The sequence below is a fragment of the Yersinia proxima genome, from assembly GCF_902170785.1.
In the GTDB taxonomy this organism is placed as follows: Bacteria; Pseudomonadota; Gammaproteobacteria; order Enterobacterales; family Enterobacteriaceae; genus Yersinia; species Yersinia proxima.
The window spans coordinates 1-19320 of record NZ_CABHYG010000011.1; the positions used below are offsets into that span (position 1 = coordinate 1).

Here is a 19320-nt window from a genome sequence, read left to right on the forward strand (position 1 = left end):
CCCATGCCGAACTCAGAAGTGAAACGCCGTAGCGCCGATGGTAGTGTGGGGTCTCCCCATGCGAGAGTAGGACACTGCCAGGCATCAAATTTAGCGTGCTGATATGGCTCAGTTGGTAGAGCGCACCCTTGGTAAGGGTGAGGTCCCCAGTTCGACTCTGGGTATCAGCACCAGTTACATGGGTTAAAGTTCGGCAATTGTAGAAAAGAATTTACCTGGCGGCAATAGCGCGGTGGTCCCACCTGACCCCATGCCGAACTCAGAAGTGAAACGCCGTAGCGCCGATGGTAGTGTGGGGTCTCCCCATGCGAGAGTAGGACACTGCCAGGTATCAAATCAAGTAAAGACCCCATGCCAAAAGCGTGGGGTTTTTGCTTTTTTGCCACCTGAAAAATATCTACATATCCATAAACAGTTAGTAACCGATAATAGGCTGCCCCAATCCTCACCATTCTCCATATAATATATTTGAAACCATATCGGCAAGTTTAGTCTAACTATATGTATTTAAATGTTTTTTACTGTATTTAAACATATAAAATAATTACGACTAGCTCACTAAATTCTATATGTTGAAATTTCAGCAATGAAACATTTTCAGTTTGCCGCAGATTGCTCGACTTTTTCCCAAAAAACCGTTATCTTCGGGCATCTAGAAGTCTAAACGTATAAACGGATATATTGAGGATATAGGCATGCCAATTCGGGTTCCTGATGAATTACCTGCTGTGAGTTTCTTACGTAATGAGAATGTCTTTGTAATGACCTCATCGCGTGCAAAAACTCAGGAAATTCGTCCCCTGAAGGTGTTGGTTTTAAATCTGATGCCTAAAAAAATTGAGACGGAAAACCAATTCCTGCGTTTACTCTCTAATTCGCCTTTACAGGTTGATATCCAATTGCTGCGGATCGATAGTCGCGAGTCAAAAAATACGCCAGCTGAGCACTTGAACAACTTCTATTGTGACTTTGAAGATATTCAGGAGCAAAACTTTGACGGGCTGATTGTGACAGGGGCTCCTCTGGGCTTGGTCGATTTCTGTGATGTTGCTTATTGGCCGCAAATTGAGCGTATTATTGCCTGGGCAAAAGATCATGTAACCTCAACTTTATTCGTGTGTTGGGCGGTACAGGCAGCCTTGAATATCTTATATGGTATTCCGAAAATGACGCGTGAGACTAAGCTCTCAGGCATTTATCAGCATCAAACAGATAAACCACTGGCACTACTCACACGCGGTTTCGATGAGACATTCCTGGCTCCACACTCTCGTTATGCCGATTTCCCCGTTGAGGTACTTCAGCAATACACTGATCTGGATATTCTGGTTTCCTCGGAAGAGGCTGGTGCATATTTGTTTGCCAGTAAAGACAAGAGAGTCGCTTTCGTCACCGGTCATCCTGAATATGATGTCGATACCTTAGCCGGCGAATATCAACGTGATCTGGCTGCCGGTCTGAATCCACAAATCCCACTCAATTATTTCCCCAATGATGATGCGTCATTACCCCCAAAAGCATCCTGGCGCAGCCACGGGCACCTGTTATTTGCTAACTGGCTGAACTACTACGTTTACCAAATCACACCATTTGATTTACGTCATATGAATCCTACTCTCGACTAACTTTCCCCCTCCCTGAATGTTAATAAAGGCGGCTGAATCGAGCCGCCTTTCTATTTTTTGCTCGAATATACTCCATTCATCTTGACTTAAACTGGTCTGATCTCTTTATCAAACAACGAGTTACCATGAGATAAAGTCATTAATGGAAGCTGGTTCCTATCTATCTATCACTCATCATTATGTTAACAATATGATAAATAAAGATTAAAAAATTATTTTAAATAAAAATGGAAATCGTTTTTGATTTTCTTAATTAATTGATTATTCTTAGTCCTGTCGGGGTGAAAAGTAACCATATAATCTAGCCTTCAATTTCCGGTTGGAACACATTATCCGATACGAATCCAAGAATGACGCGACATTAGCGTTGATGTAAAAACCGTGAGATTGGAAAGGGGAAGGGAAATGACACAACAGTTAGTCGGCATGGAGTTAGTTTTTACACAGCATTTTAATGCTGCTGAAAGACAGGTTTTACCGGATGAAGCGATCGAATTCTTGACCGAATTGGTGGTGAAATTCACACACTCACGTTGTGAACTCCTTGCCGCACGGGTATCCTGGCAAAAAAATATCGACCAAGGCGCCTTACCGGATTTTATTTCGGAAACTAATTCCATTCGCGAAGGTGACTGGAAGATTCAAGGAATTCCTGCTGACTTACGTGATCGTCGGGTGGAGATTACCGGGCCGGTTGAGCGCAAAATGGTGATTAATGCTCTCAATGCCAATGTAAAAGTCTTTATGGCTGATTTCGAAGACTCGTTGGCACCAAGTTGGGACAAAGTGATCGATGGTCAAATTAACCTGCATGATGCGGTAAAAGGTACGATTTCCTATGCAAATGAATCTGGCAAGATTTATCAGCTCAAACCCAATCCTGCGGTACTGATTGCGCGAGTTCGCGGCCTGCACTTGCCGGAGAAACATGTGAAATGGCAGGGGGAAGCTATTCCTGGTGGACTGTTCGATTTCGCTTTGTATTTCTATCATAACTATAAGCAATTACTTGCCAATGGCAGTGGCCCTTATTTTTATTTGCCGAAGATGCAGTCTTACCAGGAAGCCGCTTGGTGGAGTGATGTTTTCACCTTTACCGAGCAGCGCTTCGACTTACCGCAAGGCACCATTAAAGCCACGGTATTAATTGAAACATTACCTGCTGTGTTCCAAATGGATGAAATCCTCTATCACCTGCGCCATCACATTGTTGGCCTCAATTGTGGTCGTTGGGATTATATATTCAGCTATATCAAAACACTGAAAAATCACGGTGATCGTGTGTTGCCAGACCGCCAATCGGTCACCATGAATAAACCATTCCTGAGCGCGTATTCCCGTTTATTGATCAAAACCTGCCATAAACGCGGTGCTTTAGCGATGGGTGGTATGGCGGCATTTATCCCGAATAAAGATCCGGTAAAAAATGCGCAAGTACTGGATAAAGTCCGTGCGGATAAAGAGTTAGAAGCCAGTAATGGCCATGATGGTACATGGGTAGCCCATCCAGGGCTGGCCGATACCGTGATGGAAGTCTTTAACAAGGTGCTGGGTGACCGGCCAAATCAATTAGAGGTTAGCCGGGCGCAGGACAAACCTATCACCGCAGCTGAGTTGTTGGAGCCTTGCAGTGGTGAACGCACGGAAGAAGGGATGCGCGCCAATATCCGGGTTGCGGTGCAATACATTGAAGCATGGATATCTGGCAATGGTTGCGTGCCGATTTATGGCCTGATGGAAGATGCCGCGACGGCAGAGATTTCCCGTACTTCTATCTGGCAATGGATACATCACCAGAAAAACCTAAGTAATGGTCAAACGGTGACGAAAGAGCTGTTCCGAAACATGTTGAGTGAAGAAATGCAGGTAGTGAAGCTGGAACTTGGCGCAGAGCGATTTGATGGCGGGCGGTTTGAAGAAGCTGCGCGCTTGATGGAGCGAATAACAACACAAGACGAGCTTATCGACTTCCTGACACTACCCGGCTACGCGCTGCTAGCCTAAGACACTAACTTATTTAACCCTACAAAATTAAATAATAAGGAATATCGCCATGACTACCTCTCGTACTCAACAAATTCAGCAATTGGAACAGGAATGGAAATCACCGCGCTGGGAGGGCATTATTCGCCCGTATAGTGCCGAAGAAGTGATTAAGTTACGTGGTTCAGTCAATCCAGAGTGCACTCTGGCGCAACATGGTGCGAAGAGATTGTGGGAATTACTGCACGGCAAATCGCGTAAAGACTATATCAACTGTTTAGGTGCATTAACCGGTGGTCAGGCGCTGCAACAGGCGAAGGCAGGGGTTGAGGCCATTTATCTGTCAGGCTGGCAGGTCGCGGCTGATGCTAACACCGCATCAAGCATGTATCCGGATCAGTCGCTGTACCCGGTTGACTCCGTTCCCGCGGTGGTTAAACGTATCAATAACAGTTTCCGTCGCGCAGATCAGATTCAATGGTCGAATAATATTGAGCCGGGTAGCAAAGGTTATACCGACTATTTCCTGCCGATTGTAGCCGATGCGGAAGCCGGTTTTGGTGGTGTACTGAATGCGTTTGAATTGATGAAAGCTATGATTGAAGCGGGTGCTGCCGGTGTGCATTTCGAAGACCAACTGGCAGCCGTGAAGAAATGTGGTCATATGGGTGGTAAAGTTTTGGTACCGACTCAGGAAGCGATTCAGAAGTTGGTCGCCGCCCGTCTGGCTGCGGACGTTCTCGGTGTACCAACACTGCTGATTGCCCGTACCGATGCTGATGCCGCTGATTTGCTGACTTCTGATTGTGACCCGCATGATAGCGAATTCATTACTGGCGATCGCACTGCTGAAGGATTCTTCCGCACTCATGCTGGTATTGAGCAAGCCATCAGCCGCGGTCTGGCTTATGCCCCGTATGCCGATTTGGTGTGGTGCGAAACCTCAACGCCAGACCTGGCGTTAGCTAAACGTTTTGCTGATGCGATTCACGCACAATTCCCCGGTAAATTATTGGCTTACAACTGCTCTCCATCATTTAACTGGAAAAAGAACCTAACGGACCAACAGATTGCCAGCTTCCAGGATGAGCTGTCAGCTATGGGTTACAAATACCAGTTTATTACACTGGCGGGTATCCACAGCATGTGGTTCAACATGTTCGATCTGGCGCATGCTTACGCACAGGGAGAGGGCATGAAACACTATGTTGAGAAGGTTCAGCAGCCAGAATTTGCTGCTGTTGAGCGCGGCTACACTTTCGCGTCCCATCAACAGGAAGTGGGCACCGGCTACTTTGATAAAGTCACCAATATCATTCAGGGCGGCGAGTCTTCCGTGACAGCATTGACTGGCTCGACGGAAGAACAGCAATTCTAACTCCACTGATTTAAGTGAAAGTCTGTGTTATCAAGAGCCTGCTTACGCAGGCTCTGTTCTGTATGGCGGAGGTGAGTATGGTGACAAAGCTGGAACAATTAATCGCGCAAACAATTTTGCAGGGGTTTGATGCTCAATATGGCCGCTTTCTGGAGGTCACTGCGGGGGCGCAACATCGTTTTGAGCAGGCTGATTGGCCTGCGGTACAGCAGGCGATGAAAAAGCGTATTCACCTCTATGACAGCCATGTGGGTCTGGTAGTTGAGCAATTGAAACACATCACCGATCAGCGCTGTTTTGATGTAAATTTTCTAACGCGAGTAAAAGAAATTTATACCGGCTTGTTGCCGGATTATCCGCGCTTTGAAATCGCCGAAAGTTTTTTTAATTCAGTCTATTGTCGGTTGTTTAAACACCGCGATTTAACCCCGGATAAGCTGTTTGTTTTCAGTTCACAACCGGAGCGGCGCTTTCGTGAAATTCCCCGCCCTTTGGCGCGCGATTTTGTCCCCAAGGATAATTTGAGCGGCATGTTGCAGCTCGTTCTCAATGATTTACCGCTGCGTTTACCCTGGGAAGACCTGTCACGCGATATTGGCTATATTGCGACCGCATTGCGGCAAACTTTTACCGATGAGCAGCTCGCAACCGCACGTTTTCAAATTGCGAATGAATTGTTTTATCGTAATAAAGCCGCTTGGTTGGTGGGAAAACTGCGACTGGCTGGCGAGGTCTATCCATTTCTGCTACCTATCCATCACAATGAATCAGGCGGGTTATTTATTGATACCTGCCTCACCAGCAAGGCAGAGGCCAGTATCGTGTTCGGTTTCGCCCGTTCCTATTTTATGGTTTATGCCCCCTTACCTGCGGCAATGGTGGAGTGGCTGCGGGAAATCTTGCCGGGCAAATCGACAGCTGAACTGTATATGGCGATTGGCTGCCAAAAACACGGTAAAACCGAAAGCTATCGTGAATACCTAACCTTTGTTCATCAATCCAGCGAACAGTTTATTATTGCGCCTGGGGTCAAAGGAATGGTGATGTTGGTATTTACTCTGCCATCATTTGACCGGGTTTTTAAGGTCATTAAAGACCAGTTCGCGCCACAAAAAGAAGTCAGTCAGGCGAGAGTTTTAGAGTGCTATCAATTGGTTAAAGAACATGACCGAGTAGGACGAATGGCGGATACCCAAGAGTATGAGAATTTTGTGATTGATAAGCATCGCATCAGCGCAGAATTGCTGACGGAATTACAGCGGGAAGTGCCGGAAAAACTGGAAGACTTAGGCGACCAAATCATCATTAAACACCTTTATATGGAGCGGCGGATGACGCCATTGAATCTCTATATGGAGCAGGCAAATGATCAGCAGTTGAAGGATGCTATTGAAGAATACGGCAATGCCATTAAACAACTGGCTGCGGCGAATATTTTCCCCGGCGATATGTTATTTAAGAACTTCGGGGTAACCCGCCATGGGCGCGTGGTGTTTTACGATTATGACGAAATTTGTTATATGACTGAGGTGAATTTCCGCGATATCCCGCCACCACGCTATCCGGAAGATGAAATGGCCAGTGAGCCGTGGTATAGCGTATCTCCCAATGATGTTTTCCCCGAAGAATTTCGCCATTTCTTATGCAGTGACCGCAAAGTTCGGCACTTTTTTGAGGAAATGCACAGCGACTTGTTCCATGCCAGTTACTGGCGCGGTTTGCAGCAGCGTATCCGTGATGGGTATGTGGAAGATGTTTTTGCTTATCGTCGAAAACAACGCTTCTCCCAGCGGGTTTTAAATTAACGGCTACTGCGCGTTGTCATTTTAGGATTGGGCAGTGCTCAAAATCCTCACGTACTTCGTGTACGCTCCGGTTTTTCCGCGCTGGCCGCACCTAAACTGACTTAGCTCGCTACGCCTTGAGCGGGAATGTAAAGAAACACTGTTGTGAGTAATTAGTTCTCGATTCAGAGAGGTGAGAGCAGGCAGAAGAGTAAAGCGTCCGCGCCAGGACGGCGCGGCTCGAGCCTACAGGGAAGTATTTACGGCGTCTTTACGATCTGCTTGTTCTCACCGAACGACAACGTCTTAACTAATTAACTCCGATTCCCGCCGCCGTATGATTGAGTTATTTCTTTCGCAGCATGAATAACCAATGCGCCAAGCTCTGTGACGCGATCGTCGGTAATACGCGATATCGGGCCGGAAATGGAAATAGCGGCAAAGGCTTCGTGATGTTCATCGAACAGACAGGCGGCGATACAGCGCAGACCGAGGGCATGCTCTTCATCGTCAAATGAATAACCCTGCTTGCGAATCAGCGCCAGATTCTCTTTCAAACTAGCAGGGCTGGTGCGGGTATGCTGCGTGTAGGCATGCAGCCCCTTTTTGTGTAAAAGCTGAACCAGTTGCTCGTCTGGCAGGGTGGAGAGAAATGCTTTACCGGCACCCGAGGCGTGCATAGGCAGTTTGCCGCCAATCGGTGCGGACATCCGCATCAGGGCGGTACATTGCACTTGATCGATAATAATGGCCTGATAGTCACTGTGATCCAGCACGGCCAGATTGACGGTTTCACCGGATTCATCCATTAAACGGCGTAGCATGGGGTGAACCATAGCCAGCAAATTGCGGCTTTGCAAGAAGCTGCTGCCGACAATAAAGGCGTGTGCGCCCATCGTCCAAAGGCCTAAATCCCCCACCTGACGGACGAAACCCTGCTGTTGCATGGTGGTTAACAGGCGGTGAGTGGTGGAATTAGGCAAACCTGCCTGCTGTGCTAAATCTGTCAGTGCGACACTGCCCTGTGCTTCGGAAATATATTCCAGTAATTTAAGACCCCGTGTCAATGATTGAACCTGACCGGTAGGAGCTGTCGCCATTTGCGCAGCTGCCTTGGGTTTCTTCCCCCGTTTGATCGCAATCGGTAACGCCATAAATCAACCTCTCATCTATTATTATGGAACTCATTTTCGTTTTTAATTATGCATGCAAACCACAAAAATTGCTCATCCGATGAGTTTGGTTTCCTACCTGAAAAAGTCTCAACTGTGACTGGACTCATTACGCTGACAACTTGTGCTAGGATGACAGATGAATTTTTCAGCATGTCTGATACGAATAAACAATTAAAGATGCATCGGATAATGGCAAGGCAACAGGGTAAAGAGGCGACAGTGGTGGACACAGTAACAAATAATAAGGTTAAGGAATTACACCAGCAATTAGCACAACGGATCTTGGTGTTGGATGGTGGCATGGGAACCATGATCCAGAGCTATCGACTGGAAGAGGCGGATTACCGTGGTGCGCGCTTTGCTGATTGGCCCAGTGATCTGAAAGGGAATAATGATTTATTGGTGCTCTCCAAGCCCGAAGTCATTACTGCCATTCACAATGCCTATCTTGAAGCCGGCGCTGATATTCTCGAAACCAATACCTTTAACTCTACCTCCATTGCTATGGCGGATTATCAGATGGAGTCGCTGTCAGCTGAAATTAACTATGAAGCTGCCCGACTGGCCCGTCTCTGTGCGGATGAATGGACTGCCCGCACCCCCGACAAACCACGCTATGTTGCCGGAGTGCTTGGCCCGACCAACCGAACCGCGTCTATTTCACCGAAAGTGAATGATCCGGCATTTCGTAATGTCAGTTTTGATCAGTTAGTTGAGGCCTATCGGGAATCAACCCGCGCCCTGATAGAGGGCGGTGTCGATCTGATTATGATTGAAACAGTTTTCGATACCCTGAATGCCAAAGCTGCCACTTTTGCTGTTGAATCTGAATTTGAAGCCATGGGAGTGCTGTTGCCGGTGATGATTTCCGGCACCATTACCGATGCTTCTGGCCGTACTCTATCCGGCCAAACTACCGAGGCTTTTTATAATTCCCTGCGCCACGTAAAGCCGCTCTCTTTTGGCCTGAATTGTGCTTTGGGGCCAGATGAATTGCGTCAGTATGTCGCTGAGTTATCGAGAATTTCTGAATATTATGTCAGCGCACATCCCAATGCCGGTTTGCCGAATGCCTTTGGTGAATATGATCTGGAAGCCAAAGAGATGGCCGAACAGATTGGCGAGTGGGCACGGGCAGGCTTTTTAAATATTGTCGGCGGATGCTGCGGTACTACGCCACGTCATATTGCTGCGATGGTTAAAGCTGTCGCTGGCGTTGCACCACGTCCGTTGCCGGATATTCCAGTCGCTTGCCGTTTAGCAGGGTTGGAACCACTGACAATTGATGCAAATACGCTGTTTGTGAATGTCGGCGAGCGGACTAACGTCACGGGCTCGGCTCGTTTTAAGCGGCTGATAAAAGAAGAGAAATATGGCGAAGCGCTCGATGTGGCTCGTCAGCAGGTTGAAAGTGGCGCACAAATCATCGATATCAATATGGATGAAGGCATGTTGGATGCCGAAGCAGCTATGGTGCGCTTCCTGAATCTGATTGCCGGTGAACCCGATATTGCCCGGGTGCCGATTATGATCGACTCCTCCAAGTGGGATGTCATCGAAAAAGGTCTGAAATGTATTCAGGGCAAGGGCATCGTTAACTCCATTTCGATGAAAGAGGGTGTGGATGCCTTTATTCATCATGCCAAACTGGTGCGGCGCTATGGCGCGGCGATGGTGGTGATGGCGTTTGATGAGCAGGGGCAGGCTGATACTCGCGCGCGCAAGATAGAGATTTGCCGCCGCGCCTATAAAATTCTGACTGAAACCGTTGGCTTCCCGCCGGAAGATATTATTTTTGACCCGAATATTTTCGCCGTCGCCACCGGGATTGAAGAACATAATAACTACGCCGTCGACTTTATTGAGGCTTGTGCCGATATCAAAGCCGAACTGCCGCATGCCATGATTTCAGGCGGTGTCTCCAACGTTTCGTTCTCCTTCCGTGGTAATGATCCGGTGCGGGAAGCTATTCACGCGGTATTCCTTTATTACGCCATTCGTAATGGAATGGATATGGGTATCGTCAATGCCGGGCAGTTGGCTATCTATGACGATCTGTCAGATGAACTACGTAATGCGGTTGAGGATGTCATTCTTAATCGTCGTGATGACAGCACCGAGCGCCTGCTGGATCTGGCAGAAAAATACCGTGGCAGTAAGAGTGATGAGGTGGCGGTTCAGCAAGCGGAATGGCGCGGCTGGCCGGTGAAAAAACGCCTGGAATACTCGCTGGTTAAAGGGATTACCGAGTTCATTGAGTTGGATACTGAAGAAGCCCGTCAGCAAGCCGACCGGCCAATCGAGGTTATCGAAGGGCCATTGATGGCTGGGATGAATGTGGTGGGAGACTTGTTTGGCGAGGGGAAAATGTTCCTGCCGCAGGTGGTAAAATCTGCCCGAGTGATGAAACAAGCGGTCGCCTATCTCGAACCTTATATTGAAGCCAGTAAACAGAAAGGCACCACCGCAGGCAAAATCCTGCTGGCGACGGTTAAAGGCGATGTGCATGACATCGGCAAAAACATTGTCGGTGTGGTGTTGCAGTGTAATAACTATGAAATCATAGACTTGGGCGTGATGGTGCCGACCGAAAAAATTCTGCGTACCGCGCGGGAAGAAAAGGTCGATATCATCGGTTTATCTGGCCTGATTACGCCATCGCTCGATGAGATGGTGAATGTCGCCAAAGAGATGGAGCGCCAGGGCTTTACCTTGCCGCTGCTGATTGGCGGGGCTACCACCTCCAAAGCCCATACCGCAGTTAAAATTGAGCAGAACTACAGTGGCTCAACCACTTATGTCTCTAACGCATCGCGCAGTGTTGGTGTGGTTTCAGCTTTATTATCTGATACGCAACGAGATGATTTTATAGCGAAAACTCGCAAAGAATATGAAACGGTCCGTATTCAACATGCGCGTAAAAAACCACGAACCCCACCGGTTAGCCTGCAAGTGGCGCGAGATAACCAAACTGTTATTGATTGGGAAAATTACACTCCACCAGTGGCGCATAAGTTGGGTGTGCAGGCAGTGGAAGCCAGCATCGAAACTTTGCGTAACTATATCGACTGGACGCCATTCTTTATGACCTGGTCGCTGGCGGGTAAGTATCCGCGTATTCTGGAAGATGAAGTGGTGGGTGAAGAGGCCAAGCGCCTGTTTGCTGATGCCAATGAGATGCTGGATAAGCTGTCAGCAGAGGGGTTACTGCATCCAAAAGGTGTCGTCGGGCTATTTCCGGCCAACAGTGTTGGCGATGACATCGAAATCTATCGCGATGAAAGACGTGATGAAGTGCTGGTGGTTAGCCATCACTTGCGCCAGCAAACCGAGAAAACCGATTTTCCGAACTATTGTCTGGCTGATTACGTCGCACCTAAATCCAGCGGTAAAGCTGATTATTATGGTGCTTTTGCGGTTACCGGCGGACTGGAAGAGGATGCTCTGGCCGATGCCTATGATGCTCAACATGATGATTACAACAAAATCATGATTAAGGCGCTGTCTGACCGGCTGGCAGAGGCTTTTGCGGAATATCTGCATGAGCGGGTGCGTAAGGTGTATTGGGGCTTCTCACCAAATGAAAATCTGAGTAATGAAGAGTTGGTGCGGGAAAATTATCAAGGGATCCGCCCGGCGCCGGGGTATCCGGCTTGCCCTGAGCACACAGAGAAAGGCCAAATCTGGCAGTTGCTGGATGTGGAAACTCATACGGGTATGAAACTGACGGAATCCTACGCCATGTGGCCTGGGGCATCGGTGTCGGGTTGGTACTTTAGTCATCCGGATAGCAAATATTTTGCTGTGGCACAAATTCAGCGAGATCAAGTTGAAGATTACGCTGCCCGTAAAGGGATGCCAGTTGCCGAGGTTGAGCGCTGGTTAGCTCCGAACCTGGGTTACGATGCGGATTGACAATGAAAAGCGAATTGTCCTCAATTTATGATAGAAGAGGTTTGAGCCAATTCGCTACTCTGTTTCAAACTATTGAAGCAGAGGAAAGACGATAAATGAACATCAAAAATAGCGTGCTTAATCTTTTTAGAACAGCAAAGACTTCGCGGCCTGTTGCAGTGGAAAGTAAATCGAAAACCGCAGAATCAGGTAACCATATGTCCAACAAGCTCTCTGGGATATCTAATGGTATTGCCAGCAGAGAGCGCATTGGGCGAGTTCATACTCGGCTATCTATTCTTCCGCAGAAATCGGATCCGTTTACTGCTCCTTCAGCAACCAAAGCCGCGGAGTCTGGATCGCCAGAGAAAATAAAGTATTGTTGTGATTTGATAAATAAAATAATTAACGTTCGGCATCAGGGACAGATGGCAAGAGATCCACGAGTGAAAGACGCCGCTATTCAGCTGGAAAATGCTTTAAAGCGTGCTCTTAACACTCAGTTGAAACCGAACATTTCTTGATTGGTTTATTGCGAACTCAAACAGTCAAAACCGGCACTCCCCACAGGCAGTGTCGGTTTTTGTTTTCAAACAACCCGTTATTCAAACAGATTGTGGTGCAGAGTTTGTACCACTTTCTCTGCATCAGTGCCCGGCACCAGGAAGCACAGGTTGTGGCTGCTGGCTCCGTAGCAAATCATGCGGATATTGAATGGGTCTAGCACGCCAAACACCTCTTTACCCACCCCGCAGGCTTGCGACAGGTTGTTTCCGATAATCGCCACCAATGCCAGATTTTCTTCCACTTCAACCCGGCACAGGGAGGAGAGTTCGGTCAACAATGAACTGGTCAACAAGCTGTCTCCAGTTGATGTCGAGCCGGTCGTATCCAGTGTCAGCGCTACACTCACTTCGGAGGTGGTTATCAAATCAACCGAGATATTGTGGCGCGCCAGAATGTTAAAAACTTCGGCCAGAAAACCGCGTGCGTGCAGCATATTCAGGCTATGCAGGGTTAGCAGGGTTTGTTTGCGGCGCAATGCTAAAGCCCGGAACAGCGGAGGGTTGTAAGTTTCATTGCACACTAAGGTGCCGCCTGCTTCGGGATCTTTGCTCGATCCGACAAACACCGGGATATCGCTACGCACGGCCGGTAATAAAGTTGCCGGGTGCAGCACTTTGGCACCAAACGTCGCCATTTCAGCAGCTTCTTCAAAAGCGATTTTATCAATACGTTTTGCACCGGGAACGACGCGTGGGTCAGTGCTATAAATCCCTGGTACATCCGTCCAGATATCAATGCGGCTGACATTCAGCGCCTCCCCCAACAATGCAGCAGTGTAATCACTGCCACCCCGGCCTAGCGTGGTGGTGCGACCTTTACTTTCGCTACCGATAAAACCTTGCGTCACGATAATGGCGTGCTCGATACGCGGTGCTAATTGGGTCTGGGCCAGTTCGGATAATGCATGAGTATCTGGTTCGGCTCGGCCAAAGCGATCATTGGTGCGCATAATTTTGCGCACATCAAACCATTCCACCGCCACCTGGCGTTGGCGCAACAGTTCGACAAACAATAATGTCGACATTAATTCGCCGTGGCTGACCAGTTCATCCGTCAGTGCTGCCGAGGTCGCCAGACTGGCCGCTTCTGACAGCATGGCGATGTTCTCCAGCATGCGATCAATTTCTTCGCGAATGACAGCTGGGTCAGAAAGTTTAGTGAGAATGCTGTATTGAATACGACGGATTTCATCTAAATGAAGGGCGCGTATTTCCTGTTCGCAACCATCGGCCAGCGCGACCAACAGATTGGTAATCCCGGCCGAAGCCGACAGAATCACTAAACGAACATCCGGGTTCGATAAAACTACGTCAGCGCTGCGGCTCATGGCATCAAAATCAGCCACACTGGTACCACCAAATTTGGCGACTACCGTCTGGGATGGGGCGCTGCGAGCTTGTTGTTGTGAAGACGGTCGTTGTGAAGCCTGTCGTTGTGAAGCGGAAATCATCTAAAAAACCTCGTGTCAGATGCCATCTCGGGTGGTCGGCTGTATTTTTCTCTGTACAAGGGAATAACGGGTTATCCACTTTCTGTCAATGAAATGGCTATGAGGTATTTTCATATTTAATAATATGCTCCCTCATATCACTAAATTGATTGGATACTGGCCTGAATATGAGCTGCTGCTAAGATTAAAAATCTTAAGATGAACTGAGGTATTGAGAAACATGGATCAGATCAATAGTTGTTTCGAGAGATAATACCTATCGCAAGAAAAGAGATCTCAATCACAGGGTAACAGGATACAATCAAGGTATTCGTTTCATTAATCCTTAAGCCTAGAAGAGCGCCGCTATGAAAAATATTAATCCTAGTCAAACCGCTGCCTGGAAAGCGTTACAGCAACACTTTGAACAGATGAAAGATGTCACTATCAGTAGTCTGTTTGCCAAGGACGATCAGCGTTTTAGCAAGTTTTCAGCGACTTTTGACGATCAAATGCTGGTAGATTTCTCCAAAAACCGCATTACCAGCGAAACCATGGAAAAACTGCAAGCTCTGGCTAAAGAAACTGATCTGGCTGGTGCAATTAAAGCGATGTTCTCTGGTGAGAAAATCAACCGCACCGAAGACCGTGCCGTGCTGCATATCGCTCTGCGTAACCGTAGTAACACACCGATTATGGTTGATGGCAAAGATGTGATGCCGGAAGTGAATGCGGTTCTTGCGAAAATGAAAGATTTCTGTGACCGCGTGATTGGCGGCGAATGGAAAGGCTATACCGGTAAAGCCATAACTGATGTGGTGAATATCGGTATCGGTGGTTCAGATCTCGGCCCTTACATGGTGACCGAAGCGCTGCGTCCGTACAAAAATCATCTGAATATGCATTTCGTTTCTAACGTAGATGGCACTCATATTGCTGAAACGTTGAAACCGCTAAATCCGGAAACTACGCTGTTCCTGGTGGCGTCAAAAACCTTCACCACCCAAGAGACCATGACCAACGCCCACAGTGCGCGTGACTGGTTCCTGACTACGGCTGGTTCACCAGAGCATGTTGCTAAGCATTTTGCTGCATTATCTACCAATGCTAAAGCCGTAGGCGAGTTTGGTATTGATACTAACAATATGTTTGAGTTCTGGGATTGGGTCGGTGGCCGTTATTCCCTGTGGTCAGCTATTGGTTTGTCTATCGCGCTGTCGGTTGGTTTCGAAAACTTCGAACAATTGCTCAGTGGCGCACATGCCATGGATAAACACTTTGCCGAAACTCCGGCTGAGAAGAACCTGCCGATTCTGCTGGCGTTGATTGGTATCTGGTACAACAATTTCTTTGGCGCAGAAACCGAAGCCATCCTGCCATATGACCAATATATGCACCGTTTCCCGGCTTACTTCCAGCAGGGCAATATGGAATCCAACGGTAAATATGTTGACCGTAATGGTAACCCAGTTGATTACCAGACTGGCCCAATTATTTGGGGCGAACCAGGCACCAATGGTCAGCATGCGTTTTATCAGTTGATCCATCAGGGCACCAAATTGGTTCCTTGTGACTTTATCGCACCGGCTATCAGTCATAACCCACTGAGTGACCACCACGCGAAACTGCTGTCTAACTTCTTTGCACAAACCGAAGCGCTGGCTTTCGGTAAATCACTGGCAGAAGTTGAAGCAGAATTTGCCGCAGCAGGCAAAACACCTGAGCAAGTGGCTCATGTTGCGCCGTTCAAAGTGTTCGAAGGTAACCGCCCAACCAACTCTATCTTGCTGCGCGAAATCACGCCGTTCAGCCTGGGCGCATTGATTGCGCTGTATGAGCACAAGATCTTCACACAAGGGATTATCCTGAATATCTACACTTTCGACCAATGGGGTGTGGAACTGGGTAAACAACTGGCGAATCGTATTTTGCCAGAACTGGCCGATGATAAAGATGTGACCAGTCATGACAGTTCAACCAATGCGTTGATTAACCGTTTCAAGAGCTGGCGTTAAGCTAACGGGCTAAGCTCTTTGATCCGTGCTTATTAGCCCCTTACTGATGTAAGGGGTTTTTTTTCGGCCCGGATCATTTCACCTACTTTCAATAGGAGTATTTATGGCCAAAAATTCGCGCTCACAGTGGATAGCCAAAAATCTACAGCGTTTACTGAATGTGGGGTTGATTGCATTGGCCGCTATTTTGGTGGTCTTTCTGATAAAAGAAACCTTCCATCTTGGAAAGGTGTTATTCGTCAATAATCAGGATGCGTCTTCTTACATGCTGATTGAAGGGATAGTGATTTACTTTCTGTACTTCGAGTTTATCGCGTTGATTGTTAAATACTTTGAGTCTGGTTATCACTTCCCACTGCGCTATTTTATTTATATCGGGATCACCGCAATTATCCGGTTGATCATTGTCGATCATGAGAATCCAATTGATACGCTGATTTATTCCGGCTCGATATTATTGCTGGTGGTGACTTTGTATTTAGCTAATACCGAAAGATTGAAGAGAGAATAGCCCTTCATCCTTGACGCTACAGCGGTGTTAGCTGCACTCATGCACCCGAATCACTTACTTGAGTAAGCTCATCGGGATTTATTCGCTTGCTGCCTTGCTGTAACGCCAATGATTTTGGGTATTATTTGTTTATAGAAATAAAAATGGCGGCCATTACGGCCGCCCTAAAGACACAGTACCAGAGGGAAAATACAGCAAGTGAAGCAGCGGCATAAATTTAGATAACTGATAATGCGGATCGAAGGGGAAATGTTCCGTTCGGGTCGTAGTGGCGTAAGCCACCGGAGCGCCCGTAGGAACAGTCACCCCTTTAGCATCCGTTTAACCTTTCACTCCACCTGCCGTGAGGCCACCGACCAGCCAGCGCTGCGCCAGTAAGAAGACGGCGGTGATGGGAATAGCCGATAGCACAGCGGCAGCGGCAAAATCACCCCACAGATAGTTTTGCGGGTTCAAATATTGCTGCATACCCACAGCCAGGGTGTAGCTGTCCACATCGCGCAACAGCAATGACGCAACCGGGACTTCGGTAATCGCGGCAATAAACGACAGAATAAAGACCACAGCTAAAATTGGCACTGACAGTGGTAACAGCACCAGTCTGAAGGCTTGCCATGGCGTAGCTCCGTCCAAGGCGGCAGCTTCTTCCAATGAGTTATCAATGGTTTCGAAGTAACCTTTGATAGTCCAGACGTGCAGGGCAATCCCTCCCATATAAGCAAAGATTACGCCGCCGTGGGTATTTAGCCCAATAAATGGCATATATTGTCCAAGGCGGTCGAACAGGGCATATAACGCCACCAGTGACAGTACTGCAGGGAACATCTGGAAAATCAGCATACTTTTCAGCAGGGTGTCTTTGCCGCGAAAACGCATACGGGCAAAGGCGTAAGCACAAGTGGTGGATAGGGTGACAATACCAATGGCGGTAATCACCGCAATTTTGACTGAGTTCCACAGCCATAACATCACCGGGAATGGCGGCGGTGTCACGCTACCATCAGCATGGGTGACACTCATGCCCAGAGCCAGTTTCCAGTGTTCCCAGGAGATTTGATCCGGGATCAGGCTGCCAGTGGCAAAGTTACCGGGCCGCAGTGAAATGGTAATCACCATCAGTAGCGGGAACATAATCAGCGCGATAAAGCACAGCATTAAGAAATGAGTGCCAAATAGACGCAAACGCTGGGATTTAGGTTGAACCATAGCCATCTGCATCTCCTCCTTAGTCAAAATTCATTTTGCTGGCTTTCAAATTCAGTATCGCAAGTGCGCCTACCAGAATGAAAATCAGTGTTGCAATTGCCGCTGCCAGCCCGAAGTCTTGCCCGCCACCACCTTCAAAGGCGACACGATAGGTATAGTTGACCAGCAAATCGGTATATCCAGCAGGAGTACTGGTGCCAATCATATCCGGGCCGCCTCGGGTTAATAACTGAATCAGAACGAAGTTATTAAAGTTAAAGGCAAAACTGGCAATCATTAGCGGGGTCAGCGGCTTAATCAGTAACGGGAAGGTGATACGGAAAAAGTTCTGGAAAGGCCCTGCACCATCCATAGCCGATGCTTCATATAAGTCATCAGGGATAGCTTTCAACAGCCCCATACAGAGGATCATCATGTAGGGATAACCCAGCCAGGTATTCACAATCAAAATCATGCTTTTAGCAGTAATTGGGTCACTGAACCACTCGGGTTTGATACCAAATAACTGATTAAGCATCAGGTTAATTTCCCCGAAACTTTGGTTAAATAACCCTTTGAAGATCAAAATTGAGATAAATGACGGAACCGCGTAGGGCAATATCAGCAGCACGCGATAGATAGCTTTACCTTTCAGGGCATCCCATTGCACCACGCAGGCCAGCACCATACCAACGGCAACGGTCAGGATAACACTCAAGACTGAGAAGAGGATGGTCCAGATAAAGATCGAGATAAAGGGCTTTTGGATTCCTTCATCTTGCAGTACTCGCAGGAAGTTTTTCCAGCCGATGGTGATAGTAAAACCGGGGCTGAGTTTTTCATTTTCCCACTGACCGTCAGCATTGATTGCCTGATAAAAGCCAGTATCAAGATTTGGCCGATATATCACACCTGTCTGCTGATTTTTGAGTTCTTTACCGTCAGCAGCTAATGTGTAAAGCGGGCTGGTTTCGGCGAATTGACGCAGTGAACTCATGCGTAGCTCGCCCCCATTGGGCAAGACCGCCACTACGCCACTTAATGCCTGGCGATTTTGGGTAATAATACGCAGTGAAGCGCGCTCGCCAGTCTGTTCAGCGCTGGCAGGGGCAAGATGCAGCAGTTGGCCGTTGGTCGCATCAAAGCTGAAAGGCTCGGAAATCAGGATGTTACTATCATCCGGGTTAGTCAGTTGTAAACGCCATTGGTTATCGCTGGGGTAAAGACCAAAAGTGTAGGTTTTACCCGTCTGGAATTGTCTATCCAGCAACACTGATTGGGCGCGTTCAAAGGTTAATTGGTTAGTACTACTGTAATTGGTAAAGGCAATGGCAATAGTGCAAATCAAGGGGAACAGAACAAATAGCCCCATCCCTGCTACGCCGGGGTAAACATAACGCCAGGCATAAGCGCGGCGATTGGCAAAAACGTACAGCCCCAGAGTCACCAGAATCAGCGTCACGATGGCAAAAAGATATTCGCCCTGAGAATACATCAACACGATTAAATAGCAGGTGAATAAACTTAATATACTGATAATCAGCCACTTAAGTGCATCACTTTGCCACCAGGCGGTTTTCTTTTTACGGCTTTGGTATTCGGTGTGGGATAACTGCATAATGTTCCCTTTCATACTCTTCGTACTTGACGTTACAGCGGTGTTAGCTGCTCTCTCTCACCCTAATCACTTACTTGAGTAAGCTCATTGGGATTCGTTCATTGGCTGCCTTGCTGCAACATCAATTACTTTGAGTATGTTACAGCGAGTACTGTC

Annotated in this window: 12 protein-coding genes, 1 tRNA gene and 2 rRNA genes; 11 read left to right on the forward strand and 4 right to left on the reverse strand. The window is 47.8% G+C overall.

The features are described 5' to 3' along the window. From rrf (FTB31_RS21635) to aceK, 7 genes are all read left to right on the forward strand, one after another. Positions 1–83 (forward strand): 5S ribosomal RNA (rrf, locus tag FTB31_RS21635); the annotation flags it as partial. Between the two features lie 14 nt (positions 84–97). Continuing rightward, positions 98–173, forward strand: a tRNA-Thr gene (locus FTB31_RS08890). 41 nt (positions 174–214) lie between these two features. Continuing rightward, positions 215–330: ribosomal RNA gene (gene rrf / locus FTB31_RS08895) — 5S ribosomal RNA — on the forward strand. A gap of 365 nt (positions 331–695) precedes the next feature. Next, entirely contained in the window at positions 696–1625 is a 930-nt protein-coding gene (gene metA, locus FTB31_RS08900; RefSeq protein WP_050078150.1) for a homoserine O-acetyltransferase MetA, read from the forward strand. A gap of 405 nt (positions 1626–2030) precedes the next feature. Next, positions 2031–3629, forward strand: coding sequence for a malate synthase A (gene aceB / locus FTB31_RS08905; RefSeq protein WP_227731295.1), 1599 nt, complete (start codon positions 2031–2033; stop codon positions 3627–3629). Between the two features lie 49 nt (positions 3630–3678). Next, on the forward strand, positions 3679–4986 hold the full coding sequence (gene aceA / locus FTB31_RS08910; RefSeq protein ID WP_019080130.1) for an isocitrate lyase: 1308 nt from the start codon (positions 3679–3681) through the stop codon (positions 4984–4986). Between the two features lie 77 nt (positions 4987–5063). Continuing rightward, positions 5064–6791, forward strand: a complete 1728-nt coding sequence (aceK, locus tag FTB31_RS08915) for a bifunctional isocitrate dehydrogenase kinase/phosphatase (protein ID WP_227731296.1) — start codon at positions 5064–5066, stop codon at positions 6789–6791. A 293-nt stretch (positions 6792–7084) separates the two neighbouring features. Here the strand turns inward: aceK and iclR are convergent, their stop codons facing one another. Next, on the reverse strand, positions 7085–7924 hold the full coding sequence (gene iclR / locus FTB31_RS08920; RefSeq protein ID WP_077175501.1) for a glyoxylate bypass operon transcriptional repressor IclR: 840 nt from the start codon (positions 7922–7924) through the stop codon (positions 7085–7087). Positions 7925–8164: 240 nt separating this feature from the next. On the opposite strand from iclR, the gene metH reads away from it, so the two are divergent. Both metH and FTB31_RS08930 read left to right on the forward strand, forming a co-directional pair. Next, on the forward strand, positions 8165–11860 hold the full coding sequence (metH, locus tag FTB31_RS08925; protein WP_077175507.1) for a methionine synthase: 3696 nt from the start codon (positions 8165–8167) through the stop codon (positions 11858–11860). 95 nt (positions 11861–11955) lie between these two features. Next, entirely contained in the window at positions 11956–12363 is a 408-nt protein-coding gene (locus tag FTB31_RS08930; RefSeq protein WP_077175500.1) for a hypothetical protein, read from the forward strand. A gap of 77 nt (positions 12364–12440) precedes the next feature. Here FTB31_RS08930 and lysC read toward each other — a convergent pair whose 3' ends face one another. Further along, positions 12441–13856, reverse strand: coding sequence for a lysine-sensitive aspartokinase 3 (lysC, locus tag FTB31_RS08935; protein WP_077175499.1), 1416 nt, complete (start codon positions 13854–13856; stop codon positions 12441–12443). Between the two features lie 347 nt (positions 13857–14203). Between lysC and pgi the strand changes: the two genes are divergently transcribed. Both pgi and psiE read left to right on the forward strand, forming a co-directional pair. Next, complete coding sequence (gene pgi / locus FTB31_RS08940) at positions 14204–15850, forward strand: glucose-6-phosphate isomerase (RefSeq protein WP_077175498.1); 1647 nt, start codon at positions 14204–14206, stop codon at positions 15848–15850. A gap of 103 nt (positions 15851–15953) precedes the next feature. After that, complete coding sequence (psiE, locus tag FTB31_RS08945; protein ID WP_004705335.1) at positions 15954–16361, forward strand: phosphate-starvation-inducible protein PsiE; 408 nt, start codon at positions 15954–15956, stop codon at positions 16359–16361. Positions 16362–16682: 321 nt separating this feature from the next. On the opposite strand, the gene malG is transcribed toward psiE, so the two are convergent. Both malG and malF read right to left on the reverse strand, forming a co-directional pair. Continuing rightward, on the reverse strand, positions 16683–17573 hold the full coding sequence (gene malG / locus FTB31_RS08950) for a maltose ABC transporter permease MalG (RefSeq protein WP_005165723.1): 891 nt from the start codon (positions 17571–17573) through the stop codon (positions 16683–16685). 13 nt (positions 17574–17586) lie between these two features. Continuing rightward, a complete protein-coding gene (malF, locus tag FTB31_RS08955; protein ID WP_050078157.1) occupies positions 17587–19164 on the reverse strand; it encodes a maltose ABC transporter permease MalF in 1578 nt (525 codons plus the stop codon). Between the last annotated feature and the right edge of the window lie 156 nt (positions 19165–19320).